The organism is Marinobacter nanhaiticus D15-8W (assembly GCF_036511935.1).
Lineage (GTDB): Bacteria > Pseudomonadota > Gammaproteobacteria > Pseudomonadales > Oleiphilaceae > Marinobacter_A > Marinobacter_A nanhaiticus.
Genome location: NZ_AP028878.1, coordinates 1,894,343 through 1,919,976, shown reverse-complemented (window position 1 = coordinate 1,919,976; position 25,634 = coordinate 1,894,343). Strand labels below are relative to the sequence as shown.

Genomic DNA, 25,634 nt, shown 5'->3' with positions numbered 1-25,634 from the left:
AAATCGAAGGCGTCGGCTGTGAATCAGTCGTTACGGCGACGATCCACCGCTGCCCCCAACTGTTCAATAATAGGGTGCAGTCCCCGGTGTTTCATCTTCATTGAGGCACGGTTGGCAACCAGGCGCGTACTGATATGCGTGATCAGCTCGCGCGGCTCCAGCCCGTTGGCCTTGAGGGTATTGCCGGTATCGACAATGTCCACGATCTCGTCGGCCAGGTTCAGTATGGGAGCCAACTCCATCGCGCCATATAGCTTGATAATGTCGGCCTGCCGTCCCTGTGAGGCATAGTACTGGCGGGCAAGGTTGACGAACTTGGTGGCCACCCGCACTCGACCCTGGGGCGCCTTTACCCCCACTGGTCCTGCCGTCATCAGCTTACAACGGGCGATATTCAGATCCAGGGGCTCATAGAGGCCAGCACCACCATGCTCCATCAACACGTCCTTACCGGTCACACCAAGATCAGCGCCGCCATACTGGACGTACGTCGGTACATCCGTCGCCCGGATAATCAATAGCCGGACATTCGGATCGCTGGTGGGAAACACCAGCTTGCGTGATCGATCGATATCGTCGACCGGCTCGATGCCCGCCTCCGCCAGTAGCGGCAACGTCTCCTTGAGGATCCGCCCCTTGGAGAGCGCGATGGTGATGCTATCAGTCATAATACGTCCACAATGCTGGATCAAGCAGGCAGCCGGCGGATGCTTGCACCCAGGAGCTGCAACTTCTCTTCGATACACTCGTAGCCGCGGTCGATATGGTAGATGCGGTCGACGATGGTATCCCCATCAGCGACCAACCCTGCAATAACCAGGCTGGCCGAGGCTCGCAGGTCCGTGGCCATGACCGGCGCACCATTGAGGCTGCCAACGCCCTTGATGATGGCGGTGTTGCCTTCCAGCGCGATGTCAGCACCCATGCGGATCAATTCCTGGATATGCATGAAGCGATTCTCGAACACCGTCTCCGTGATGGAGCCGCTGCCCTCCGCGACGCTGTTCATTGCCGCAAATTGCGCCTGCATATCGGTCGGGAAGGCCGGATAAGGCGCCGTACGAAGATTGACAGCACGGGGCCGATTACCCTTCATGTCCAGCTCGATCCAGTCCTTACCGGTCGAAATATGGGCACCCGCTTCACTCAACTTGAGCAGCACGGCCTCAAGCAGATCCTCACGCGTATCCTTGACCTTGACACGACCGCCGGTCGCCGCGGCCGCAACGAGGTAGGTTCCTGTCTCCACCCGGTCCGGCAGCACGTTGTAAGTACAGCCGTGCAGACGCTCTACACCGTTGATTTCGATCGTGGCCGTGCCCTGCCCCTTGATATCCGCGCCCATGGCAATCAGGCATTCGGCAAGGTCGACGACTTCCGGTTCGCGGGCCGCATTTTCGAGGATGGTCTTACCATCGGCCAGGGCCGCGGCCATCATCAGGTTCTCGGTGCCTGTTACGGTAACGGTATCCAGGAAGATATGCGCGCCCTTCAGACGGCCGTTGGAGCGGGCCTTGATATAGCCGTTCTCCACCTTGACCTCGGCTCCCATCTGCTCGAGCCCCTGGATATGCAGGTTGACCGGCCGACTACCGATGGCACAACCACCCGGCAGAGAGACCTCGGCCCGGCCAAAATGGGCGACCAGCGGACCCAGCACGAGGATCGACGCGCGCATGGTCTTGACCAGCTCATAAGGCGCGTGGAATTCCTTGATCGTGTTGGCGTGGATCTCGACGCTCATCTTCTCGTCGATCATGAGTTCCACACCCATGCGCCCGAGCAGTTCGATCATCGTGGTGATGTCGTTGAGGTGCGGCAGGTTGCCTACCGTTACCGGCTCATCGGCCAGCAGGGTGGCGGCCAGGATGGGAAGAGCCGAGTTCTTGGCGCCGGAAATCCGGATCTCACCGTCCAGCGGCTTGCGACCGCGGATGAGTAGTTTGTCCACAATTCTTGTCCTGTTAGTAAGGTGTCGCACACAGTGGCGATCAACGTTATGCAAAACGGGCGGTATAGCTTTTTACAGTCACCCTTGGACCAGAAATCGCCTTGCCCTACGAAAGTTTGCCCGGCAAGAACTATTGCCCCTGACGTGCTGCCCACTGCGCGGGTGTAAAGGCCTTGATCGTCAGGGCGTGTATGGTTCCTTCGGCCAACTGCTCGTTGAGCGCTGAGTAGATCAGCTGCTGCTTCTTGACCGGTGACATACCTTCGAACCGCTCACCAACGGCGACCACCAGATAGTGGTTGCCATCGTTCTGGACCTGGATTTCGCAATCCGGCAGCTCTTTGCGGACCAGTTCTGCGACGTCCTCCGCCTGCATATATACCTCATCTGTTCTAGAGAGTGGGCTGCAACCGGCAACCCAGTCGGGAATCGGCCGGCCGCTGTACGAGCAATCTGTAAAAAGCCCCGGACACGGGTAGCCATTTAGCCCCATGATGAATCCACGACTGTGGCTCAGAATTATCGGCCATTCCGGACTTTTCAAAGACCCTTGCACAGAGGCGGGTTAGACGCGGGATTGTATCGAATTACCGAGGCAGGCTAAACAATAGATATCCAATGATGTCGATCAGGCGCTTTCGAGACCCAGGTACCCGGCGACGTGGCTCATCTCTGCCAAATCACGAAGACGCTCATTAGCGCCTTCGAAACGCAGCTCGATGTTGCGCCGGATGGCTTCCCGCTTCCAGCACAACATCAGGGAAAGCACGACGCTGCTGGCGTTGTTCAGCCCGGCGACATCAACCGTGCATTCGCCACTACCCCACTCACCCAGCAGCCGCTCACCTTCCTTGCGCACAGCGCGTACATCAGGCTCAAGCACCGTACCTGAGAGCTTCAGACAACCTTCGGGGTCTTTTTCCACGAGCGCTGGGGCCTGGGCATTCACGACTGGTCCACCTCGTCGTCGAGGTTCAGGTCCTTCACACTGTCAGTCCAACCGTCGATGACAGCTTGCACGTTGCCACGGCTTTCTTCCATTTCCTGAGCGAAACGGTCCCGGAACGCAAGTCCAATATTTACACCCTCGACGATGACATTCTCCATCATCCAATTACCGTTATTCGCCTTGAACATCGAGTAAGTCACCGGGTAGCGGTTACCGGAAGCGGTGTTCACCTGCAATTGGACAGATGCTCGATCTGAATTGTTCTGGTTTATTGTCGCCTCCTTCACGTCAATCGTGAAGCTGTCGGCCTCAACCAGTGCCTTGGCATAGCTATCGAACAGGCTGCGCTTGAACTTCTCGACGAAGGCATCACGCTGCTCGGGAGAAGCCTGATGAGCATACCGACCCATGACTCGGGCCGCGATCCGGCGAAAGTCGACAAAATCCTCCAGCGCGCTTTCCATCTCGCGATAGAAGGCTTCAGGATTCTTGCTGTAGAGAGAACGCTCTTCGTTGAGCTTCTGCACCAGTTCCTGGGTGTTTTCGTCCACGTACTGACGCAACGACTCGTCCGCCATGGCGGGCATGCCCAAAACCATGGAAACCAGAGCCACCAAACCGATCCAGAGTTGCTGGACTGCCTTCATAAACCTGCTCCTGCCTTGCTTTACATGCACAGGTTACACGCCGAGTGCAACTTGCGCCTTGCCCAAACCTGCAGCTTATTTGCCCGATGCAAAGTTACTGATCAACCGTTCGATGTTGAGCGCAGATTGAGTACCGTAAAAGGTATCGCCTGGTTGCATGTACGACTGATCGGCGCCAATGGATACATCGATATACTTTTCTCCCAAAAGACCAGCAGTACGGATAACCGCCGTGCTATCCGTCGGAATGATATCCACCGACCGGTTAACCGCCATTTCGACCCGAGCTTGGTAAGTTTCACGATCCAGCGTGATATCGGTGACTTCGCCGATGGTAACGCCGGCCATGGAGACCTGGCCACGCACCGATAAGCCACCGATATCGTTGAAATTGGCGTAAACCTTGTAGGTCGGCTCACCCGATTGCGGTGTCAGGCCGCTGACCTGCAACGCGAGGAACAGCAGTGCACCGATGCCTGCGAGCATGAAACACCCGACTACAATTTCCAACGTTCTCTGACGCATCAGATTTCTCCGAACATGACTGCTGTAAGAATAAAATCGAGACCCAGGACCGCCAGCGACGAGAAGACCACGGTCTTTGTCGTCGCCGAGCTTATGCCCTCGGAAGTCGGTACCGCGTCATAGCCCTGGTAGACTGCGATCCAGGTGCAGACGAAGCCGAACACAATACTCTTGACGATGCCGTTGAGGACATCCTCATAAAACGCCACGGAAGACTGCATATTGGCCCAGTAAGAGCCCTCGAACACACCCAGCCAGTCCACGCCGACCAGCATGCCACCCCAGATACCCACCACCGAAAAGATCATCGCGAGTAGCGGCATGGCGATAAAGCCTGCCCAGAACCGCGGCGCAATCACCCGCCGCAATGGATCGACGCCCATCATTTCCATACTGGAGAGCTGCTCGGTAGCCTTCATCAGACCTATTTCCGCCGTTAGCGCCGACCCGGCACGGCCAGCGAACAGTAATGCAGTCACGACCGGGCCAAGCTCACGCACCAGGGTTAACGCCACCATCTGGCCAATAGCCTGTTCGGAGCCATAGTCAGAGAGAATGTTGTAACCCTGAAGTCCCAGCACCATGCCGATAAACAGGCCCGAGACGACGATAATCGCGAGGGAAAGCACGCCCACGGCGTAAATCTGTTTGATCAGGAGCGGCAACCCGGTCGCCGGGCGTGGCACGGCAACGATACTGCGGAAGAGGAACTCACCGGAACGACCAACAGATGCGAAAGTATCAAGGGTTCCTCGCCCCAACGCGGCCAGACGTGCAATCATTGGGAGACTCCAGCAAGATCTTCGGCGATCGCCCGAGCGGAATAGTGGAAGGGAACCGGACCGTCGGGCTTGCCCTGCAGGAACTGCTGGACCCGCTCGGATTCGCTGGCCTTGAGGTCCGACGGCACGCCCTCACCAATGACCTTGCCATTGGAGACGATACAGGCGTAATCGCAGATACTCAGCGATTCAGGCACGTCATGGGAGACCAGCACGCTGGTCAGCCCCATGGTCCGATTGAGCTTGCTGATCATTTCCACCAACACGCCCTTGGCAATCGGGTCCTGCCCGGTGAACGGCTCGTCGTACATGATCAGTTCGGGATCCAGGGCAATGCTTCGCGCCAAGGCGACCCGGCGCGTCATGCCGCCAGAGAGTTCGGACGGCATAAGCTTGCGCGCACCACGCAACCCCACCGCTTCGAGCTTCATGAGCACGATGTCGCGGATCATATCTTCGGGCAGGTCGGTATGAACGCGTAGCGGAAAAGCAACATTCTCGTAGACACTCAGGTCTGAAAAGAGAGCCCCACTCTGGAACAGCATGCCTATTCGGGCCCGTAAGGCATAGAGCGCAGAACGGCCCAGGTCGTGGACTGCTTGCCCGTCGACCAGGATTCGCCCACTGTCCGGCTTGAGCTGGCCGCCGATCAGCTTGAGCAATGTGGTCTTGCCGGTGCCGCTCGGCCCCATGATGGCCGTGACCTTGCCGCGGGGAATCTTGAGGGAAAGACCATCAAAAATCCGGCGTTCGCCACGCAGGAACACCAGATTCTCAATATCGATGTACGTACTCTCGATATCGCTGTACGTGGACGCCATCAAGACCTTCCTATTGGAATAGTACGAGGGCATGCTGCGTTAGTGACGCATTAAACACCCATTAAATCCGTTACATACGTGCTCGTCATAACGCTATGGCGGACACGGACGCCAGTGTACTCTGACAGTACGCCAAGTGGCAGTGCGGTACATTAAGCGAAGTCGCTGCGAAGCTCAAACGCGACTGCAACGAGCCACCGTCAGCGCGTTACGCGGTTACATCGTCGACGGACCCGTAGAATACCCCGATTTCCCGCTTAGCGCCCGCCCGGTTGCGGCAATCCACCATCTCACGCACAATCCCACGCCTTCGCAAATCAAATACCTAATTGCTCCAACAACCTATTCGGTCTTCAAAACAGGAAACCGCAGGATGTCCTTACTCCCCTACATTGGCGCGCTCGTTGCCGGTCTTGTACTACTGATCTGGAGCGCCGACCGATTCGTCGAAGGATCGGTTGCCATTGCCCGCGGCTTCGGCATGTCACCTCTTCTGATCGGCCTTACGATCGTCGCGTTCGGCACTTCAGCACCCGAGATGCTGGTCTCCGCCACAGCGGCGCTCACTGACGCGCCGGCGCTGGCGGTAGGTAACGCACTCGGTTCGAACATCGCCAATATCGGCCTGGTGCTGGGGATCACCACCCTGATCGCACCAATACCGCTGAAACGTACCGTTCTGTTTCGTGAGTTCCCCATCCTGCTGGCTGTCACCATTCTGGTATTTCCATTGTTGCTGGACAACGAACTGTCCCCCCTCGACGGCATTCTCTTTCTCATCATGCTTGGGGTGTCGCTGTTCCTCATGAGTCGCAACAACGACCCTTCGGACGCTCCGGAATTCGTCGAGGAACTCGAGGACATTCCTGCCATGACTACGGGACGAGCGGTCCTCTGGTTCGTTATTGGACTGGCCGCCCTGGTCCTGAGTTCACGGATCCTGGTCTGGGGTGCTACCGAGATGGCGCTATCCCTGGGCGTGAGCGAACTGATCGTCGGCCTGACCATCGTCGCGATCGGCACCAGCCTGCCGGAACTGGCCGCCTCGGTTGCCAGCGCCCTCAAGGGGCATCACGACGTCGCGCTCGGCAACATCGTAGGCTCCAACCTGTTCAACCTGCTGGCCGTACTGGCAATGCCGGCGCTGCTCAACCCGCTACGCGTGGAGACCGACGTGCTCTACCGCGACTATGCGACCATGGGTGGACTCACGTTGCTGCTCGCCGCGTTCGCCTATGGCATGCAGAAAAAGGGAAAACTGGCCCGCTTTGAAGGTGGTATACTGCTGGCCGGATACATTGCATACACCGCCCTGCTTTACCATGCAGCGCGCTAGAGAGATATTTCTGCAATTATGACAACGTCCTTTATCGATTCGGCGCGTCAGGCCATTGCTATCCAGCGCGAGGCTATCGACGCCCTCGCCAATCGGATCGACGACACCTTTTCCAAAGCCTGCGAAGTTATCATGTCGTGCTCCGGCCGCGTGGTCGTGACCGGCATGGGCAAGTCCGGCCATATCGGCAAGAAGATTGCCGCGACCCTGGCCAGTACCGGCACACCATCCTTTTTCGTGCATCCCGGTGAGGCCAGCCACGGTGATCTGGGCATGATTACCGGCCAGGACGTGGTTCTCGCCATCTCCAATTCCGGTAAGACCAGCGAAGTGCTGACCATTCTGCCCCTGCTCAAGCGCATGGGCGCGCCTCTGATCAGCATGACCGGCGATGCGGAGTCCGTATTGGCCCAGGAAGCGGTGGTCAACCTCGATGTCAGCGTACCGCGTGAAGCCTGCCCATTGAACCTGGCACCGACCAGCAGTACCACGGCTACCCTCGTCATGGGCGATGCCCTGGCGGTGGCCTTGCTCGAGGCGCGAGGTTTCAGCGCTGAAGATTTCGCCTTTTCACACCCCGGTGGCAGCCTGGGCCGTCGCCTGCTGCTCCGGGTTTCCGACATCATGCACACTGGCGACCGTATCCCCCGGGTCTCTACCGACACTCTGCTCAGTGGCGCCTTGCTTGAAATTTCACGCAAGGGCCTGGGCATGACAACGGTCGTAGATGACAACGGCATGATCGTAGGCATCTTCACCGATGGCGACCTGCGCCGCACGCTTGACCGTAATATCGATGTCCGTGTGACGCCGATCAGCGAGGTTATGACTGCCGGGGGACGCAGCATCTACGACGACCAGCTCGCCGCGGAAGCGCTCAAGCTGATGGACGAAGTAAAGATCAATGCACTGCCGGTACTGAACCGTGAAGGACGACTGGTCGGCGCCATCAACATGCACGACTTGCTGCGCGCCGGGGTCATTTGAAGACAGGTGCCGACAGACACCCTAAACGAGACTCAAGAATGACCGTGAAGGACCTCCGAATGGAACGCCCCCTACCCGAGGATTTGATCAGTAAAGCTGCCGGCATCCGCCTACTGGCACTGGATGTCGATGGAGTCATGACCAATGGACAGCTCTACTTCACGGCCCAGGGCGACGAGATGAAAGCCTTTAACATCCTCGACGGCCACGGCATCAAACAGCTTCGACGCAACGGCGTCGAAGTGGCCATCATCACCGGCCGCAACTCCCCGCTGACCGCTCGCCGCGCGCGGGACCTGGGCATACAGCACCTACAACAAGGGCGAGAGGACAAGGAGAGCGCACTGCGCGAGCTATTGCAGGACCTGAATATCCCGGCCGAGTCGGCAGCCTATATGGGCGACGACCTGCCGGACCTGGGCGCCATCATGCTCGCCGGACTGGGCATCACCGTGCCCAACGGCCACTGGTACGTGCGTGAGCAGGCCGACTATTGCACCGAAACTGGCGGCGGCGAAGGCGCCGTCCGGGAAATCTGCGATCTGATCCTGCAGGCACAGAACAAGCTTGCCGACCTGCACCAGACCTATCACGGAAGCGGAGGCTGAGCCATGCTGAGCCGCCTCAACCTCCTCCGACTGCGCTACCTGGGCATCGCTGCCCTTTCGGCGGTGCTGATCGGACTGTTGTGGCAGAGCGACGAGAAAAGCGACGTCGATCCGGCGGCCCAGCTCCGCGGACCCCAGGAACCCGACAGCTTCGTCGTTAATGGCGAGTACCGGTCGTTTGCCGAATCGGGCGAGGTCTCGACCATTATCAGCAGCCCTCGCATCGAGCAGTTCGATGACCAGAACCTGGCCCACATGAACGAGCCCAGGGGCCGCCTTATCGACGTCAGCACCGGTACCCCCTGGACCGTCAGGGCAAACGAGGGCCGCTACCAGCTGGACAGGGATATCATCAGACTCAGTGGCAACGTGGTCATTACCCGCCTCCTCCCCTCCGGTCAGGAGGGCCAACTGGAAACTGAGCATCTCACGCTGGATAACGACGAGCGCATTGTGCACACTGACGCCCCGGTAGTCCTGACCGAACCCCGCGGCATCACCCGGGCAACGGGTATGCAGGCCTGGATCGACGAACGAATCGTGGAACTCAAATCACAGGTGGAAGGACAGTATGACACGCCCTCAAACCGGTAAAGCCCGCATACTCCAAGGACTCCTCGGCGTCGCTCTAGTCATGGTGGGCAGTCACGTGACGGCCTTCGACCTGGACTCGGACAACCCGATCAAGGTGAGCGCCGATAGCGCCCGCCTGGATGACGCTGAGGGTACGGCGGTCTACACCGGCGACGTGGTCGTACGGCAGGATGCTACGGAACTGACCGCCGACCGGGTGGTTTTGTATCGCACCGAAGGTGTACTCGATCGCATCGAAGCGTTCGGACAACCGGCCCACTATACCCAGCCACGCCAGGGCGAAACCCCGAAGACCGATGCAGAAGCCCTGACGATCATCTATGCCGCGGGTGAGAACCGCATCACCTTCGAGAAGCAGGCGGTCATTCGCCAGGAAGGCAACGTCTTCAAAGGCGATCACATCGAATATAATACGGCCAGTCGCGTCGTAGTGGCCGAAGGCGGCCGTGACGCTGACTCGGACGGACGGGTGGAAATGGTCATTCAACCCCGTCAGAGTGAAAGCAACCAGGACGGAGCCAACTGATGGCCATCCTCTGCGCGAGCAACCTGGCGAAGAGCTATAAGCAGGTGAACGTCGTCAAGGATGTTTCCCTGGAAATCCGAAGCGGTGAAATCGTTGGACTCCTTGGCCCCAACGGTGCGGGTAAAACCACCTGCTTCTACATGATCGTGGGCCTGGTGCCGGCCGACCGCGGTCGGGTCACAATAGACGATCGCGACATCACCCCTCTGCCGATGCATGGCCGCGCCCGCGCGGGAATCGGTTACCTGCCACAGGAAGCATCCGTTTTCCGCAAGCTCAGCGTGCGCGACAACATCATGGCGATCCTGGAAACACGCAAGGGTCTGTCCCGTGCTGATCGTGAGAGCCGCCTGAAAAACCTGCTGGAAGAGTTTCACATTACCCATATTCGTGACAGCCTCGGGATGGCCCTTTCGGGGGGAGAGCGAAGGCGGGTGGAGATAGCCCGGGCATTGGCCATGGAGCCGGCCTTTATCCTGCTGGATGAACCCTTCGCCGGGGTGGATCCGATTTCTGTCAGCGACATCAAGCAGATCATTCGCCATTTGCGGGACAAAGGCATCGGCGTCCTGATTACAGATCATAACGTGCGTGAGACCCTCGATATCTGCGAAAATGCCTATATCGTCAGTGGCGGGCACATCATTGCCTCCGGACATGCGGACGATATCCTGGCCAACCAGCAGGTGAAGGAAGTCTACCTGGGGAACGAATTTCGCTTATAAGATTCGTTTTGGGATTACTGGTAACACCGACTGGATTGATGCAAACAGCGATATTGAAAAAGAACGTAGCGCTGAAAAGCCCAGTATTTGAAAACGCAGTCCTTGAAAAATCAGCCTCTGACAAAGAAGTTCTGATGAAAGAGGGGCTGAAAAGAAAAAAGCGCTCACAGGTCGAGTTGCGAATTGACGGCGCCGCGAATTGCCTGATCCTGCAAACAGCCGGACTGGCGCATATTCCTGTGAAAACGCTACACTCAAAGCATGGTCGCCCGGGCACGGGCTCAAACACCGGCGGCCATAACGTTGTCATCTGCACACCCATGGCAGTAAACTTCGGCAAAGAATTTGCTTGTAGAACCGGGTCGCTACTTTGCAGCAACCATATCAATGCCCTATGCAATGCCTAATAATTGAGGGCGCGGCTTGGTTCGGCAAAAAATTAACCGCCGATAGCGCGGAGCCTCTGAAAAGCTCCAAAGGGTGACGGGACTAATTCAATGGTAATGAAAGCTTCGCTCCAGCTTAAGCTGGGTCAGCAGCTCACCATGACACCACAATTGCAGCAGGCCATTCGCCTCCTGCAGCTGTCGACGCTGGATCTACAACAGGAGATCCAGCAGGCTCTTGAATCCAACCCCATGCTCGAGAACTCCGAGGAAGAAGAAGGCTCGGACAACTCGACTGATTCCGAGAGCAACGCCGACGGCACCGAAGTAAAGGATCAGGACGACACCCGTTCGCAACAGGAAGACGGTAACTGGGACGAATCCGGCGACGATCAGGACTGGTCAGCCGACAATGAGCAGGACATCCCGGACGATCTGCCGGTCGATACCGCCTGGGACGATATCTACCAGTCTGCACCAGCGTCAGCGTCCCGCGGTGACGACGAAGACGACACTGACTTCGAGTCGCGTAATTCCCCGACGGAAACCCTGCAGGACCACCTACTCTGGCAATTGAACCTGACACCCATGAGCGATCGCGATCGGGCAATTGCGCATGCATTGCTGGATTCCGTCGATACGCGCGGTTATCTGGTCACCAGTCTTGAGGACATCCACACCGGCCTGCTGGACGAGACCGACGAGGACCCGCTGGAAATGGACGAGGTTGAAGCGGTGCTACGCCGACTGCAGCACTTCGACCCGCCCGGCGTTTTTGCCCGGGACCTGCAGGAATGCCTGCTGATCCAGCTCAACCAGTTCCCAGCAGAAACGCCCTGGCTGCCCCAGGCCCGCCTGGTAGTAAGTCATTACATCAACTTGCTGGGCAACCGCGATTACGCCCAACTCCTGCGTCGCAGCCGGTTGACCGAAGAACAGCTGAAGGCGGTTCTGGCGCTGATTCAGACCCTGGATCCGCGTCCGGGCGACATCCTCGACCAAGCCGAGCCCGACTATGTGGTCCCGGACGTGGTCGTCAGCAAATCCAAGGGGCGTTGGCGCGTCGAACTGAATCCGGAAATTGCGCCCCGTATTCGGGTTAACGCCGGCTATGCGGCGCTGATCCGCCGGGCAGACAACAGTGCAGAGAACACCTACCTGCGCGACCAGCTTCAGGAAGCCAAGTGGTTCATCAAGAGTCTGCAGAGCCGCAACGAAACCCTGCTAAAGGTAGCGACCCGTATCGTCGAGCATCAGCAGGGCTTCCTGGATCACGGCGAGGAAGCAATGAAGCCGCTGATCCTGTCGGATATAGCCCAGGCGGTGAGCATGCACGAATCGACGATATCCCGGGTAACGACCCAGAAGTACATGCACACACCACGGGGCATTTTCGAGCTCAAATATTTCTTCTCGAGTCATGTCAGTACCAACGAAGGCGGGGAGTGTTCGTCCACTGCAATCCGTGCCATGATCAAGAAACTGGTAGCGGCAGAAACACCAAAGAAGCCGCTTAGCGACAGCAAGATTGCCGCTTTGCTCGGCGATCAGGGCATCAACGTCGCCCGAAGGACGGTAGCGAAGTATCGCGAAGCGATGCACATTCCACCGTCCAACGAACGCAAACGACTGGTATGAGGGACTGCTGCTCCAATGAGTGAGCGGCTGCGAGGGCATTATTTCTGGCGTCCGCCGTCCGCGACGGGCTCAACACCGGAGACCTTCCGGGCCTCCGGGCATGTCGACAAGTAGGAGAAGCCTATGCAACTCAATATGTCAGGTCACCATGTCGAATTGACTCCCTCCCTGAAGGACTATGTGTCAGAAAAGTTCGAGAAACTCGAACGCCATTTCGACCATATCAGTAACTGTCAGGTGACCCTGTCCGTGGTGAAGCTCCGCCATACCGCCGAAGCCACCCTCCACGTCGTCGGCGGCGAGGTTCACGCAAAGGCTCAAGACGAAGATATGTATGCAGCGATTGATTCGCTTGTAGACAAGCTTGATCGGCAGATCCTGAAGCACAAGGAGAAGACGGTCGATCGAATGCACGGCGCGGCCAGTCGCTAGCCGTTTCATCAAGGAAAAGCATTCCATCCATGACGGAAACACCTTTAACCATCCAGTCCATCCTGGTACCCGAGCTCACCCTTTGCGGTGTCTCGGGCACCAGCAAGAAGCGCATCCTGGAGCTGATCGCCGAGCACATTGCTCGGCGCTACCCAGAGCTCGAGGAAACCCAGATCTTCAACAACCTGGTTTCCCGCGAGCGCTTGGGCAGCACCGGTATTGGCCAAGGCATCGCTATCCCTCACTGTCGCCTCGAAGGCTGCACCCAGGTCATTGGCGCCCTGTTGACGCTTGAGGAAGGCGTTGCCTTCGACGCTATCGACAACCAACCGGTTGATCTGCTCTTCGTGCTGATCGTACCCAAGGAGGCGACGAGCGAGCACCTTGAGCTGCTCAGTCAGCTGGCCGAGAAATTCAATGAACGCGCTTTCTGCGAGCGATTGCGTCGGTGCGAGAACGCGACCCAGCTCTATGAGGCCATGACGCAGTCGGACTAAACGGTAAAACAGGCGGCGGTCGCGACGCCGGATCCGGACAGGGCATTAAGGCTCACCATGAAACTGATCATCGTTAGCGGTCGCTCAGGCTCCGGAAAGAGCACGGCCCTCCACGTGCTGGAAGACCTGGGTTTCTACTGCATCGACAACCTGCCCATTGGCCTGCTGTTCCCGCTAACCGAGGAAGCCAGCCAGGCCTCGCCACGCAAGTTGCGCAATATTGCGGTGAGCATCGATGCCCGCAACCTGGCAGGCGAGATTGCCAACTTCGAATCCATGCACGAACGTCTGCAGAACGCCAAGCTCAAGGTTGAGATCATCTTCCTCGACGCGACTGACCAGGCGTTGTTACAACGTTTCCATGCAACCCGACGTAAACACCCGCTGAGCGATGATCGTACGTCGCTACGTGAAGCGATCACCGGCGAGAAACGTTTATTGGAGCCCCTGGCCCGCCTCGCCGACCTCTACATCGACACCACCGAACTCTCGATGTACGAGCTGCGAGACATGGTCAAGCAGCGGATTGTCGGCCGAAGGGAACAGGAACTGGCGCTGCTGTTCCAATCCTTCGGCTTCAAGCACGGCGTGCCAGTAGATTCGGATTATGTATTCGATGTGCGCTGCCTCCCCAACCCCTACTGGGACCCCAACCTGCGCAGGTTCACCGGCGTGGATCCCGAGGTCAAGGCATTCCTTGAGCAGCAGCCGGCGACACAGCATATGCTGGATGATATCAAGCGCTTCCTCGAATCCTGGCTACCCGCTTTCCGCGAAAGCAACCGCAGCTACATGACCATCTCGATCGGCTGCACCGGCGGCCAGCATCGCTCGGTCTATATGTGCGAACAGCTCGGCAGTTACTTCGAAAGTCACTACAGCAATGTCCAGGTTCGTCACACCGAGCTTCCTCACCTGCAAACCAAGCCCGCTCAGGACGCCACATGATCCGTGAGCCCATCACTATCATCAACAAACTCGGCCTCCACGCCAGGGCAGCGGCCAAGCTGGTCAGCACCGCATCGGAATTCGAAAGTCGCGTACTGGTTGCGAAAGAAGGCCGCGAAGTGGATGGCAAGAGCATCATGTCCGTCATGATGCTGGCCGCAAGTTGCGGAACCCAGATCGAACTGGTAATTGATGGGTCGGATGAGAACCAGGCCAGGGATGCGCTCGTAAACCTGATCAACGACTATTTTGGCGAAGGCGGGTGACAGGCCAGGGAGCCCAGCGGCTGTCGGTGGAATTCACCTACACTGATTTCTCACGTCTGCAACGTAAGTCCGCTATAATAAATCAGTTTCTTGAGCGGTAACCCCCGGGGAGCCAGTTATTTGCTCCCATCCCCACCGCCGTTATCCCGATTTCGTGGGTGATTCATGTCCGATGCACTCGAAAACAGCCAGGCCCGGCAGCGCCTCCGTACGCTTGGAGAAGCGCTGGATAGCGGCGCCCTGCAGCAGGTCGCCAGGATTCTCAATGGCGGCCTGAGTCCGAGTGATATCGCCCATCTTTTAGAATCGTCTCCGCCACGCCAGCGCGCCCTGCTGTGGAACCTGGTGGACAAGAGTCTGGAGGGGGAAGTCCTCCAGTACCTGAGCGACGATATCCGAAGCTACTTCCTGAGCAAGCTGAACGCCCAGGAACTGGCTACCATCATCGAGGACTTCGAATCGGATGACCTGGCCGACCTGCTGCAGCAGCTGCCGGACACCGTCATCCAGGAAGTCCTCGACACCATGGACGATCAGGACCGACAGCGGGTAGAGGAAGTACTCTCTTACCCGGAAGACACCGCCGGCGGCCTGATGAACACCGACACCATCACGGTACGTCCGGACCTCAGCATCGACGTTGTCCTGCGTTACCTACGCCGTCATCGGTCGCTACCGCCGATGACCGACAGTCTGATCGTGGTCAACCGCCGCGATGAATACATCGGTGTCATGCCCATCACCAAGATGCTGGTATCCAGTCCCAGTGCAACGGTACGGGAGGTGATGGATACCGATATCGAGCCCATTCCCGTTACCATGTCAGATACCCAGGTTGCCACGCTGTTCGAACGCTACGATCTGATTTCCGCTCCGGTGGTGAGCGAGAAAGGCAAACTACTGGGGCGTATTACAATCGATGACGTGGTCGACGTTATCCGCGAAGACGCCGACCACTCGCTGATGAGTATGGCGGGTCTGGACGAAGACGAAGATACCTTCGCGCCGGTTATGAAAACCACCAAGCGCCGCGCCATCTGGCTGGGCATCAACCTGATTACCGCATTCATCGCCTCATCAGTGATTGGCCTGTTCGAAGGCACCATTTCCAAGGTGGTCGCGCTGGCGGTACTGATGCCTATCGTCGCCAGCATGGGTGGTATCGCCGGCAGCCAGACCCTGACCCTGGTGATCCGGGGCATGGCGGTGGGACAAATCAGTGGTGCCAATGTGGCCTGGTTGCTGAACCGGGAGTTTCTGGCCGGAGCACTTAACGGCGTCCTCTGGGCCCTGGTGGTCTCTGTTGCCGCTACAGTCTGGTTCGGAGATCCGATGATCGGCCTCATCATCGCGGCAGCTCTGGTCATCAATCTGATTGCTGCGGCCCTGGTAGGCACCCTGTTGCCCCTTTTCCTGAAAGCCCGCAATATCGACCCAGCGCTCGCCGGAGGCGTTATTCTGACCACGGTTACCGATGTGGTAGGCTTCCTCGCTTTCCTTGGCCTGGCTACATTGATATACGGCTAGAACCACGCTTATTTGGTTATTTGTACTTTAAAATGGAAAGCTGCAGCCGGTAGCAGCTTCCTTCAATCCGGCAGCCCCTCGGGGCTGCTCCGAAGCTAAAGCATCGGCTACACTTTGCCTCAAACTCGAGCATGTAGCAGGCGCTTTAGCTTCTGAGGCGCCGAAGGTGCCCATGGCTTCAGCTCCTCGAGTGATGACCTCTCGCTCGCGCAAATCCGCTAAAAATACTTATTACGGTGGGCGGTAATTTAAATTCAATACGCCCGAAATAAAGAGAACAGTAATGACGACCGACCAGGAAGACGATTTCCACGACGAGGATTACAAAAGCAAATCCCAACTCAAACGGGAAATGCATGCGTTGCAGGATATCGGCAAACAGCTGATCGAACTGCGACCTGATCAGGTCACGCCCCTGCCCATGAGCGACAAGCTGAGGGCAGCCATTGAGGAATCACGCCGGATCACCCAGCGCGAGGCTCGCCGTCGCCACCTGCAATACATCGGCAAGGTCATGCGACAGGAAGATCAACTGGACGAGCTGATCCGTGCTATCGAGGGCTACGATGCCGGCAGTGCCGAACACACCCGTCGCCAGCACCTGGCTGAGCGCTGGCGCGACCGACTGGTGGACGAGGGAGACGCGGTTGTCGGAGAGTTTATCGACTACTGTCCGTATGCGGACATCCAGCACCTGCGCAACCTGGCCCGCAACGCCCGGCGGGATGCCCAGAAGGAAAAAAATACAGGGCAGGCAAAAAAACTATTCCGCTACCTGCGCGAGTGTATCGACGAGCAGGAAAGCCCGGGCTGAACCGGTACCCGCTTGTCTAGGGCGGGCACCGTGTCCCATGGGCGGTCCGTCGATCCGCTTTCAGCGATGCGGCTCCAATCGACGGTGTGACCATACCGGCATTCGCTCACGGGTCATGGCCAGGCGCTGCTGATCCAGTTCGGCCAGGGCCAGGGTCATGCCCTCACTCACCTCGACGGTCATGCTGCCCCAGGGGTCGACAATCATCGAGTGGCCGTAGGTGCGACGCTTGGAGTCATGCTCGCCGCCCTGCCCTGCTGCTACCATCCATACCTGGTTCTCGATTGCCCTGGCCCGCACCAACGGATGCCAGTGTGCGGCGCCAGTCTGGTAGGTAAAGGCGCTCGGCAGGGTAATCCATTCAGCCCCCTCCTCGCGCAACATTCGAAACAGCTCCGGGAAACGCAGGTCATAGCAGATTGCCAGTCCCAGACGTCCGAACGGCGTATCGACGGTAACTACGTCCTCGCCAGGTTCGAAGGTATCAGATTCCCGGTAACGCCCCTGCGCATCCTCGACTTGGGCGTCGAACAGGTGGATCTTGTCATAGCGGGCAACCTGATCGCCCTTATCGTTGAAGACCAGGCAACTGGCCCGGACCCGCTCGGTCAATGCCGTACCATCAGGGCGAGCGGCGATGGGCACGGAACCACCAACGATCCACAATCCCAGGCGCCGTGCCTGTTCGGCCAGGAACGACCGGATCGGACCATCGGGCGCACGCTCGTCCAGGCCGCGCTCTAGCATCTGACGTGTGCTGAGCACGGCGAAATTTTCGGGAAGCACGGCCGCCACGGCGCCTTTTTCGCTCGCGGCTTCCAGCAATTCACGGGCATCGGCCAGGTTCTGATCGAGGTCATGGCCGCTGACCATTTGCAACACGGCTACACTACGGTTCGTCATCACACGCTCTCCGGAAGAACCTCAATAACTTCAATGCTGCAGGGTGTTCTTATTGTTCTATTGCTGCTAGAAGATGGACATGCCGACCAGTCCAATCAATCGCCGGTATCGAACACGTTGCGCAGATCGACATCCGGCTCATCCCAGGTCCCTTCAACCGAATATGTGGCACTGGTCAGCCTGCTTAAAGGATCGCCCAAAACCTTGTCCAGCACAAACAGCGCACCACCGATCGGCGGCGCGGCCCCCATCAGGATTGCAGCCAGCGGCAGGTTTTGGGTGAGAGGAAGGACGACAACCAGACGCATATCCAGCGTCTCTTCCACGAGATTGGTAAAGCCGGTCAGCTTGAAGGCACCGGATGGTCCGACGATCTGCAGTTCCGGGTCCCAGCTCAAAATGCCTGAACCCAGGCGTGCGGTTCCGGAAATCGCATCGAAGGCGACACCCGCCTCGTAAAGATCGGAGAAATCCAGTTGCAGGCGTCGCAGCAACGTATCGGAATTGAGAATGCCGAACACGCGAAAAATCTGTGCGGTATTATTGCTCTCGAGAATCACGCCATCATCGAGACGAAACCCCAGCGTGCCCTCCACCGTCCTGAGCGAACCGTTAGTGGGGGCGCCTGCCCACCCAAGATCCACCGCGATTGCGGTCTTTTCGCTACGTAGCGGTACCGCGCCGCTAATCCAGGGGCTGATGTCGGCCAGGTTACCCCCCGTGAGGTTGCCGTTAATCTGCGTTTCTTCGATGCCGTCGAGCATGGACCAGACCACACTTCCATCGAACACCAGGCTGCCTACCTCGCCTTTCAGTTGCTGGATATTCAGAGAACTGGTCGAAGGCCGCAACAGGAACGACCAAGCTCCGTAATTCCGTCCGTTCAGGCGCAGATCCTCGATATTGACGTCCACGTCCGGCCAATCCGCTATCCCCCTTTCCTTGAACGTCGTGGCGGAGGGCGCTGTTGCAGACGAATCATCGTCTTCGCTGACCAGCACGACATGCTTGAAATCCACCTTAACGGGCTGCGCTTCAGTAGGCAGGGTAATCTCCCCGGCAATATCCTCACCGTCCAGAGCGATTCGCCAACCGGCGGTACGGGGCGTTGCGATAACCATCGTGTCGTTAAACTGCTGGCCCGCAACGTCGGCGACACCTATGTTGATCGCGATTCGATTGAGCCAGGCGGGCGTTTCGGGAACCGGGCGGCTGCCCTCCTTCTTCCCGCCGATACCCTGCTGCTCAAGGAGCCGGCGCCATTCCGCCAGGTCCAGGTGCGGTATGACGCCGATAACCTCCAAGCCAGGCACACCGGAGAGCGAAGTTGTCGCCGCTCCTAGTTCAATACGACCGCGCTGGAACTGACCCTGCGACCACCTCAGGCGGTAGGCCAGTCGATCGCTCCAATGGCCGGACAACAGCATGCCGTCATCGTCGCCCCAGCTAACAACCAACTGCATCGGGGCTGCAGTGCCAAGAGGCTTAGCCAGCGGCTCTGGCCATTCGACAGCAACATTGGCGAGAGAAGAGGAAATTACCAGTGACGACGCGCCGTTTGCAGAAAGATCCAGACGAGCAGAGTAGCCAGCGCGCCCGCTGATGCCGGGCGGAGGGGACTGCTCGAATTGCCTGGCGAGATCGGCAATCGCCAGTCGGCCAGTCTGGGTGACGCGCAACGGTGCGCCCGATTCGGGTCGGGACAGGGCGAGCTCTACCGGCGCGTCCAGAAAACGGGCGGTCAGCGGTTTACCGGAAAATCCGTCAGTGCTGCTGTAGTTCACCGTACCGGTAACCTCCTGCCAGACAGCCATGGTGTCCCCATAGGCAACCCGGGCACCGACCGCTTCGACAGCTACGTCCACTGCGGTCCGAATTTCGTCCTCTAGCGCAAGATCGATCCCCAGGTCGAGGTGGAAATCACCTTCCAGCTGCAGTTCGGAGGCCGCATCGCCAGCAAACTCGCCCAGAGGCGACATTGCCAACCAATGACCCACATCGGGGCCGGAAAACGGTGCTGCCGTCTGGATGGATACTTGAGCCGGCTTCGCATCTCCATCTACGGTCACGGTGGAGGGTTCCAGTTGAAGGCCTTCGGTCACAGCCGAATCTATCGTAATACGAGCCTGGGCATTCTGGACTTCGACAGTACCGGCGGCCTCGGTCACCGCCGGCCAGGCTTCGTCGTAGCGGATCCGGGCGTTTTCGAAACGGTAACGCATGCTGGAGGTAAAGCTGCCCGGCGGCGCGCCTTTATTGATCTGCCCATGGCCATAAAACCAGCCCTCGGGTACGTCGGCCTGCTCTACCGCTGTGGTTATCCAGTCATAGAATTCCCGGTCCACTTCCTTAACCGGGATAAAGTCAGCCAGCATAGGCGCCGTTGCGTTCCAACTGCCTACCCGCAAAGACAGGGTATCTTCACCCGGATTGTTAAGCACCAGTTCAAAGGCGCCCTCCAGTCGGGTCTTGCCCTGGTATTGCATGTCAATGCGATCGGACCAGACCCGCTTACGGCCACCGTCGAGCAACCAGTTAACCTGGGCCTTCACATTGTCCAACTTCCAGAAACCCGCGAACAACTCGGGAAAACCCAGGGTCACCGGCGCTGCATCCACATGAACCCGACCTGCTGATTCAGTCATGCTGATGCTTCCGGTAAGCCCCTCGAGGCCTGGCGCACCATCGTGGGCCGCGACCGAGACGCCTGCGAGTTCGGCTGCCAGCGAAAAGGTATTATCACCCGGCGTAGCGATCACGACGTTGCGCAGATGGCCACCGGGTTGATACCCCTCAAGGGCCCGTCGAATGCGGTCATCCAGCGGCGCCATCGCCAGCATCATCTGCCTGACCAGGCCAACCGGCAGACGGTCAGCCCGAACATCCCATTCGCCGTTTCGGATGACCTGGATGTCGATCGGATCTGCTTTTTCATCAGCCCACTGCCATTCCAGGTCTTGCACATCTGCTCGCCAGCCGCCTCCGTCGAGGTGCTGCCAGCCAACGTGAGCCTGTACGGCCTCGATCGGCGCCTGGCTTTCGCCTTGGGCACGGAATTGTAGGTGAGGAATCGACAACTGAGCGTTGACCCTCTGCAAGTCACCGCCAGCGAAATGCAGCCAGGCCCGGGCATCGGCCTCCACGCCGACAATGGCCCTATCCTGCCAGTCGTAACGAGCCAGTAGCGCATCAAAAACGCGACCTGAATCGATATCCAGGTAGAGCCTGCCATCGAAATCGCCACGGAAGAAGTGCTCGCCCTTGAGGTAGAAGCGTGCCAACTGGGTAACCGAACCCGGCTGCATCGCCCGACCTGAAGCGCTGAACACGCCTTGTTCGTAGTGCAGATCCACTTGGGGGATAAAGAATGTCCGCAAGTCGTCATCTGGTGTCTTGAGACTCAGACGCAATTGGTTGAGCTGGACGGAGGGATCGGAAAGGATATTGCCCAGCTTGTCGATCCAGGCCCTGGGCCCGCCCCTGAATCGAGGCTCTGCATCATCGGGATTAAGCAACGAGGAATGAGCTAATGGAATGCCCTGTACGGTAATAGCACCGGACGGCAGCTGCTCCAGCGTGAGATCCAGTCCGCTGGCGACAAACTCGCTGAACACCAGTCGGAGACGCAACAGTGAGGTAAACGAGTCGAGCCGGATACGCAAGCTGTCGATTCTGGCCGCCGTGCCATCCTGGCCGTCGGGCGCGAAAACCTCTTCGCCGGGCGCCCCCGCTTTGGCATCGGCTACTGTCTGGTCGCCGGATATCGCTTCGGCACGGGTCAACACTTTGATGTCGGACAGGCGGACAACCGGGTCCAGTTCCTGCCACTGCCCCTCAATCTGACCGATACTGACAGGTTGGCCGAGACGCTGAGAGAGCAGGTCTTCGAGTTCCTGGCGATAGTCCCCGGCCGAGCCGACCAACTGTCGGCCGATAACCACGTACAGGGCCACAAGGATAAGCAGGACGAGGACCACGCCCCAAATCAGGTTGGCGATACGCTCCAACCCGCGCAGAGCCAACGATTTTTGGTCTTCCTGACTGCGTGACGCTCCCATGGTTTGCCGGCCAGCCTACTGCAGCACGAGAATCGGCAAGCCTATGGAACAACGCCTGTACAAGGCGGATCTCATTATGGAGGGCAGTCGCACCCTAAAGCAGAACCACATCGTACTGTTCCTGGCTATAGAAAGGTTCGACCTGGAAGCGGATGCTCTTGCCGATGAAAGTCTCCAGGTCGGCCACGTTGTCGGATTCCTCGTCCAGCAGGCGATCCACCACTTTCTGGGATGCCATCACCAGGTAGCTCTCCGCCTCATAAGCCCGGTTGACACGCAGGATTTCCCGAAAGATTTCGTAGCAGACTGTTTCAGCGGTCTTGAGGAAGCCTCGTCCGTCGCAGATCGGACAGGGCTCACACAACACTTGCCCCAGACTCTCGGTGGTGCGCTTGCGGGTCATTTCGACCAGACCAAGTTCCGAGACACCGGTGATCTTGGTTTTGGCGTGATCGCGCTCAAGCATCTTCTCAAGCATACGATGGACCTGGCGCTGGTGCTCGGAATCTTCCATATCGATGAAATCGATGATAATTATTCCGCCCAGGTTGCGCAGGCGCAGTTGACGGCTGATGGAACGCGCCGCCTCCAGATTGGTCTTGAAGATGGTTTCCTCGAGGTTGCGATGCCCGACGAACGCCCCGGTATTGATGTCGATGGTGGTCATGGCTTCGGTCTGGTCGATAATGACGTAACCGCCAGACTTCAGCTGCACCTTGCGGCTCAGGGCCTTCTGGATCTCGTCCTCGACACTGTAGAGGTCGAAGATGGGCCGCTCCCCCGGGTAGTACTCCACCTTATCGGAGAACTCGGCCACGAATTCGTCCACGAACTCCATAACCCGTTGGTAGCTCTCGCGGCTATCGATGCGTACCTTCTCGGTCTGTGGCCGGATAAGATCGCGAATAGTGCGGATAAACAACGGAAGGTCCTGGTAGACGACGGCCGGCACCTTGCCGGATGTATTGCGTTCGACCACCGACTGGTGCAGGCGATGCAGGTACTTCATGTCGCCCAGCAGATCATCAGCGGACGCGCCTTCGGCCGCGGTGCGGATAATATAGCCACCGGCGCTTGCACCCAGGGCTTCGGCGCCCTGCTCCACCAACTCCTTGAGACGTGTGCGTTCGGCTTCGTCCTCAATGCGCTGGGAGATGCCTATGTGCTGCACCTCGGGCATAAAAACCAGGTAGCGGGACGGAATCGAAAGCTGCGTGGTCAGGCGCGCGCCCTTGGTGCCGATGGGATCCTTCGTAACCTGCACGACCAGCGATTGCCCTTCGCGAAGCAGGGAACGGATATCGGGTACCGTTTTCGGCCCCTCCGAGGCCGAATCCTCGCCGTTGCCGACGACCATCACATCCGAGGCATGGATAAAGGCGGCCCGTTCGAGACCAATATCGACGAACGCGGCCTCCATTCCTGGCAGTACCCGGACCACCTTGCCTTTGTAGATATTGCCGACGATGCCCTTGCGGCTGGTGCGCTCGATATAGGCTTCCTGCAACATGCCGTTTTCGACCAGCGCCACGCGGGTCTCCACCGGAGTCACGTTGATCAGGATTTCCTCGCTCATAGGGACATCTCCGCCGATGACAGCCAGACGCTCCATACCGGCTGACCTGCTTCTTCAAACAATTCCGCCGTTTCCTGTAAGGGTAGGCCCACAACTGCACTATAGCTGCCCCAAAGACCGTCCACGAACACTGCGCCACCGCCCTGAATACCATAGCCGCCAGCCTTATCGGCCGGCTCACCGGTCTGCCAATAGGCCTTGATCTCCTCCTCGAAGATCTCCCGGAAACGCACTTCGGTAATCACCAGTCGCGCATAGCAACCGTACTCGCCAGCCAGCGCGACGGCCGTCATCACCTTGTGCGTCCGCCCCGAAAGGAGCCGCAGCATGTCAGCCGCCTCGGCTTCATTGGCGGGCTTGGCCATAATGCGATCCTCGCAAACCACCGTCGTATCCGAGCCAATCACCAGACTGTTCGGATCGGCGGCGCGAGTCAGGCCAGCCTCGGCTTTCTGCCGCGCCAGGCGCTCGACGTAATGGTCAGGACGTTCATCGGGAAGCGGCGTCTCGTCGATATCTACCGGTGCCACGGTAAATGAGAGCCCGATCTGCTCAAGCAGTTCCCGGCGTCGGGGCGAAGCGGAGGCGAGCACAACAGGACGCATGGTCCGGGGATCTGATGACATAGTCAGGCCAGTTTCAGGTTGAGACGGTCGAGGATTGCACATAAAAATGGCCAGACAACGGCGCTGGTTACCGCAGGCAATAAATAAGTGAACCCGGGATTATCGGCGCCCAGCACCTGGTTCACGAAGTGCACCACCATCTGGTTGATGCCCAGTAAGAGAAACACCATCAGGCATTGCTGCGGCAAAGGGAACATGCGCAGCCGCTGATGGGTGGTCAATACCAGGAAGGCCACCAGCGCCATGGCGAAGGCGTTGATACCCAGGGTGCCAGCTTCGAGGACGTCCAGCAGTAACCCGAGCACCCAGGCAACCAACACCCCGAAACGGTGGGGTGCACGAAACGTCCAGTAGAAAACCACCAGTCCGACCCATTCCGGGCGCAGGATGAGCCAGTCGACCGGGAACAGGGAAATGCTCAGTACCAGAGCAAAGATCACGCTGACCACGAACACCGGATAGCTGATCACAGATAGACTCATGGGGTGACTCCATTACTGCTTCCAGATGCCGTACCCGCTTCGTCCGGCAGACACTCCGGCGAAGGCGTTTCACCTTCGGCGACAGGCTCGCACTCCGGTTCCAACCTCTGTACCTGCGGCTGGAAGACCACCAGGACCAGATCACTGCGGTTGAGCTCGGCCGCAGGCTCGGCCTGGATCTCGGCAAAAGGTTCACCTGGTTCACTGTGTATCCGGGTGACCTCGGCCACCGGATAGCCTTTGGGGAAGCGGCCGCCCAGACCGGAGCTGACCAGCATATCGCCCTCACGGATATCGGCGGTGTCCGGCACATGCACCAATTCGAGGGAGTCCACGCTACCCGTTCCCAGCAGGATTGCGCGAACGCCACTGCGCAGGACCTCAACGGGCACCGCATGACTGCTGTCGGAAATCAATAAAACGCGTGAGGTAAAACGATTGGTCTGGATCACCTGGCCCATCAAGCCATTGGCATCGAGGATAGCCTGGCCCTCGGTAACACCGTCGCGGGACCCGCGATTGACGATAACCTCGTGGGAAAACGGATCTGGCGACACCCCGATGATATCGGCCACCACCACTGTTTCGTCCAGTTGTTCGGAAGCATTCTTGAGGTTGCGCAGCTCAAGGTTATCGGCGGCGAGAGAGGCATACTTAATGGAGCGGCGTTCAAGGATCAGCAGCCGCGCGCGCAGCGACTCGTTCTCTTCCAGCAGTTCGTCGCGACTGGTGAAGACATCCTCGCTCCACTCCCCAAGACTATCGGGCACATGCCCCAACCAGATGACCGGCGTCAAAGCCGAACCGATCCAGCTGCGCACTTCATCAACCCGATTGAAGCGTGAATCCAACACCACAAGCACTAGAGACAGCACGACCACCAGCAACAGCCGGAAGCCCGGGATGGGTCCCTGAACAAAAAGTGTCTTGATAGCCCAATTCTCCACACTCAGGGAACGTCGGACCAAGTCTGCTAGCGGTGCTGCAACTCCGCGGATTACCTCTCCTGCCCACGGAAGCAGTGCGAACT

At 58.6% G+C, this 25,634-nt stretch carries 28 protein-coding genes; 14 read left to right on the top strand and 14 right to left on the bottom strand.

Annotation, left to right across the window (positions count from 1 at the left end; genetic code table 11):
* Nucleotides 1-23 precede the first annotated feature (23 nt).
* The 8 genes from hisG to RE428_RS08630 form a co-directional block, all read right to left on the bottom strand.
* Nucleotides 24-668, bottom strand: coding sequence for an ATP phosphoribosyltransferase (gene hisG / locus RE428_RS08665; protein ID WP_004581604.1), 645 nt, complete (start codon nt 666-668; stop codon nt 24-26).
* A 20-nt stretch (nt 669-688) separates the two neighbouring features.
* Nucleotides 689-1,951: a UDP-N-acetylglucosamine 1-carboxyvinyltransferase gene (gene murA, locus RE428_RS08660; RefSeq protein ID WP_004581603.1), complete on the bottom strand. Its 1,263-nt coding sequence runs from the start codon at nt 1,949-1,951 to the stop codon at nt 689-691.
* A 130-nt stretch (nt 1,952-2,081) separates the two neighbouring features.
* The gene (locus RE428_RS08655; protein WP_004581602.1) at nt 2,082-2,327 is read right to left on the bottom strand and encodes a BolA family protein; all 246 of its coding nucleotides are present in this window, start codon (nt 2,325-2,327) and stop codon (nt 2,082-2,084) included.
* A gap of 252 nt (nt 2,328-2,579) precedes the next feature.
* Nucleotides 2,580-2,900, bottom strand: coding sequence for an STAS domain-containing protein (locus RE428_RS08650; protein ID WP_004581601.1), 321 nt, complete (start codon nt 2,898-2,900; stop codon nt 2,580-2,582).
* Nucleotides 2,897-3,547 (bottom strand): MlaC/ttg2D family ABC transporter substrate-binding protein, encoded by a 651-nt coding sequence (locus RE428_RS08645; protein ID WP_004581600.1) that lies wholly within the window; start codon nt 3,545-3,547, stop codon nt 2,897-2,899. The genes RE428_RS08650 and RE428_RS08645 overlap by 4 nt, the downstream gene beginning before the upstream one ends.
* Nucleotides 3,548-3,622: 75 nt before the next feature.
* Nucleotides 3,623-4,072 carry an outer membrane lipid asymmetry maintenance protein MlaD gene (mlaD, locus tag RE428_RS08640; RefSeq protein WP_004581599.1) on the bottom strand — a complete coding sequence of 150 codons (450 nt, stop codon included), beginning with the start codon at nt 4,070-4,072 and terminating at the stop codon, nt 3,623-3,625.
* On the bottom strand, nt 4,072-4,854 hold the full coding sequence (gene mlaE / locus RE428_RS08635) for a lipid asymmetry maintenance ABC transporter permease subunit MlaE (protein ID WP_004581598.1): 783 nt from the start codon (nt 4,852-4,854) through the stop codon (nt 4,072-4,074). Before mlaE ends, mlaD begins: the two co-directional genes overlap by 1 nt.
* Entirely contained in the window at nt 4,851-5,675 is an 825-nt protein-coding gene (locus RE428_RS08630; RefSeq protein WP_004581597.1) for an ABC transporter ATP-binding protein, read from the bottom strand. Before RE428_RS08630 ends, mlaE begins: the two co-directional genes overlap by 4 nt.
* A gap of 373 nt (nt 5,676-6,048) precedes the next feature.
* Between RE428_RS08630 and RE428_RS08625 the strand changes: the two genes are divergently transcribed.
* The 14 genes from RE428_RS08625 (at nt 6,049) to yjgA (ending at nt 16,959) form a co-directional block, all read left to right on the top strand.
* Nucleotides 6,049-7,011 (top strand): calcium/sodium antiporter, encoded by a 963-nt coding sequence (locus RE428_RS08625; RefSeq protein ID WP_004581596.1) that lies wholly within the window; start codon nt 6,049-6,051, stop codon nt 7,009-7,011.
* 18 nt (nt 7,012-7,029) lie between these two features.
* Nucleotides 7,030-7,998 (top strand): KpsF/GutQ family sugar-phosphate isomerase, encoded by a 969-nt coding sequence (locus tag RE428_RS08620; protein WP_004581595.1) that lies wholly within the window; start codon nt 7,030-7,032, stop codon nt 7,996-7,998.
* 59 nt (nt 7,999-8,057) lie between these two features.
* Nucleotides 8,058-8,606 (top strand): KdsC family phosphatase, encoded by a 549-nt coding sequence (locus RE428_RS08615; protein WP_115840329.1) that lies wholly within the window; start codon nt 8,058-8,060, stop codon nt 8,604-8,606.
* Between the two features lie 3 nt (nt 8,607-8,609).
* Nucleotides 8,610-9,200: an LPS export ABC transporter periplasmic protein LptC gene (lptC, locus tag RE428_RS08610; protein ID WP_004581593.1), complete on the top strand. Its 591-nt coding sequence runs from the start codon at nt 8,610-8,612 to the stop codon at nt 9,198-9,200.
* Nucleotides 9,178-9,726, top strand: a complete 549-nt coding sequence (gene lptA / locus RE428_RS08605) for a lipopolysaccharide transport periplasmic protein LptA (protein WP_040882589.1) — start codon at nt 9,178-9,180, stop codon at nt 9,724-9,726. The genes lptC and lptA overlap by 23 nt, the downstream gene beginning before the upstream one ends.
* Nucleotides 9,726-10,451, top strand: coding sequence for an LPS export ABC transporter ATP-binding protein (lptB, locus tag RE428_RS08600; RefSeq protein ID WP_004581591.1), 726 nt, complete (start codon nt 9,726-9,728; stop codon nt 10,449-10,451). Before lptA ends, lptB begins: the two co-directional genes overlap by 1 nt.
* Nucleotides 10,452-10,489: 38 nt before the next feature.
* Complete coding sequence (locus RE428_RS08595) at nt 10,490-10,858, top strand: hypothetical protein (protein ID WP_004581590.1); 369 nt, start codon at nt 10,490-10,492, stop codon at nt 10,856-10,858.
* Nucleotides 10,859-10,954: 96 nt separating this feature from the next.
* Nucleotides 10,955-12,475 carry an RNA polymerase factor sigma-54 gene (locus tag RE428_RS08590; RefSeq protein ID WP_004581589.1) on the top strand — a complete coding sequence of 507 codons (1,521 nt, stop codon included), beginning with the start codon at nt 10,955-10,957 and terminating at the stop codon, nt 12,473-12,475.
* Nucleotides 12,476-12,598: 123 nt separating this feature from the next.
* Nucleotides 12,599-12,907: a ribosome hibernation-promoting factor, HPF/YfiA family gene (gene hpf, locus RE428_RS08585; protein WP_004581588.1), complete on the top strand. Its 309-nt coding sequence runs from the start codon at nt 12,599-12,601 to the stop codon at nt 12,905-12,907.
* 29 nt (nt 12,908-12,936) lie between these two features.
* On the top strand, nt 12,937-13,404 hold the full coding sequence (gene ptsN, locus RE428_RS08580) for a PTS IIA-like nitrogen regulatory protein PtsN (protein ID WP_004581587.1): 468 nt from the start codon (nt 12,937-12,939) through the stop codon (nt 13,402-13,404).
* 57 nt (nt 13,405-13,461) lie between these two features.
* The gene (gene rapZ / locus RE428_RS08575) at nt 13,462-14,352 is read left to right on the top strand and encodes an RNase adapter RapZ (RefSeq protein ID WP_004581586.1); all 891 of its coding nucleotides are present in this window, start codon (nt 13,462-13,464) and stop codon (nt 14,350-14,352) included.
* Nucleotides 14,349-14,618 (top strand): HPr family phosphocarrier protein, encoded by a 270-nt coding sequence (locus RE428_RS08570; protein ID WP_004581585.1) that lies wholly within the window; start codon nt 14,349-14,351, stop codon nt 14,616-14,618. Before rapZ ends, RE428_RS08570 begins: the two co-directional genes overlap by 4 nt.
* Nucleotides 14,619-14,783: 165 nt before the next feature.
* The gene (gene mgtE / locus RE428_RS08565) at nt 14,784-16,145 is read left to right on the top strand and encodes a magnesium transporter (protein WP_004581584.1); all 1,362 of its coding nucleotides are present in this window, start codon (nt 14,784-14,786) and stop codon (nt 16,143-16,145) included.
* 283 nt (nt 16,146-16,428) lie between these two features.
* Entirely contained in the window at nt 16,429-16,959 is a 531-nt protein-coding gene (yjgA, locus tag RE428_RS08560; protein ID WP_004581583.1) for a ribosome biogenesis factor YjgA, read from the top strand.
* Nucleotides 16,960-17,019: 60 nt separating this feature from the next.
* On the opposite strand, the gene RE428_RS08555 is transcribed toward yjgA, so the two are convergent.
* The 6 genes from RE428_RS08555 to mreC all read right to left on the bottom strand — a co-directional run bounded on the left by RE428_RS08555 (nt 17,020) and on the right by mreC (nt 25,551).
* The gene (locus RE428_RS08555; protein ID WP_004581582.1) at nt 17,020-17,862 is read right to left on the bottom strand and encodes a carbon-nitrogen hydrolase family protein; all 843 of its coding nucleotides are present in this window, start codon (nt 17,860-17,862) and stop codon (nt 17,020-17,022) included.
* A 95-nt stretch (nt 17,863-17,957) separates the two neighbouring features.
* The gene (locus RE428_RS08550; RefSeq protein WP_040882587.1) at nt 17,958-21,920 is read right to left on the bottom strand and encodes a YhdP family protein; all 3,963 of its coding nucleotides are present in this window, start codon (nt 21,918-21,920) and stop codon (nt 17,958-17,960) included.
* 94 nt (nt 21,921-22,014) lie between these two features.
* Nucleotides 22,015-23,496, bottom strand: coding sequence for a ribonuclease G (gene rng / locus RE428_RS08545; RefSeq protein ID WP_004581580.1), 1,482 nt, complete (start codon nt 23,494-23,496; stop codon nt 22,015-22,017).
* The gene (locus RE428_RS08540) at nt 23,493-24,101 is read right to left on the bottom strand and encodes a Maf family protein (protein ID WP_004581579.1); all 609 of its coding nucleotides are present in this window, start codon (nt 24,099-24,101) and stop codon (nt 23,493-23,495) included. The genes rng and RE428_RS08540 overlap by 4 nt, the downstream gene beginning before the upstream one ends.
* A gap of 23 nt (nt 24,102-24,124) precedes the next feature.
* Nucleotides 24,125-24,604 (bottom strand): rod shape-determining protein MreD, encoded by a 480-nt coding sequence (gene mreD / locus RE428_RS08535; RefSeq protein WP_004581578.1) that lies wholly within the window; start codon nt 24,602-24,604, stop codon nt 24,125-24,127.
* On the bottom strand, nt 24,601-25,551 hold the full coding sequence (gene mreC / locus RE428_RS08530) for a rod shape-determining protein MreC (protein WP_227500222.1): 951 nt from the start codon (nt 25,549-25,551) through the stop codon (nt 24,601-24,603). The genes mreD and mreC overlap by 4 nt, the downstream gene beginning before the upstream one ends.
* Between the last annotated feature and the right edge of the window lie 83 nt (nt 25,552-25,634).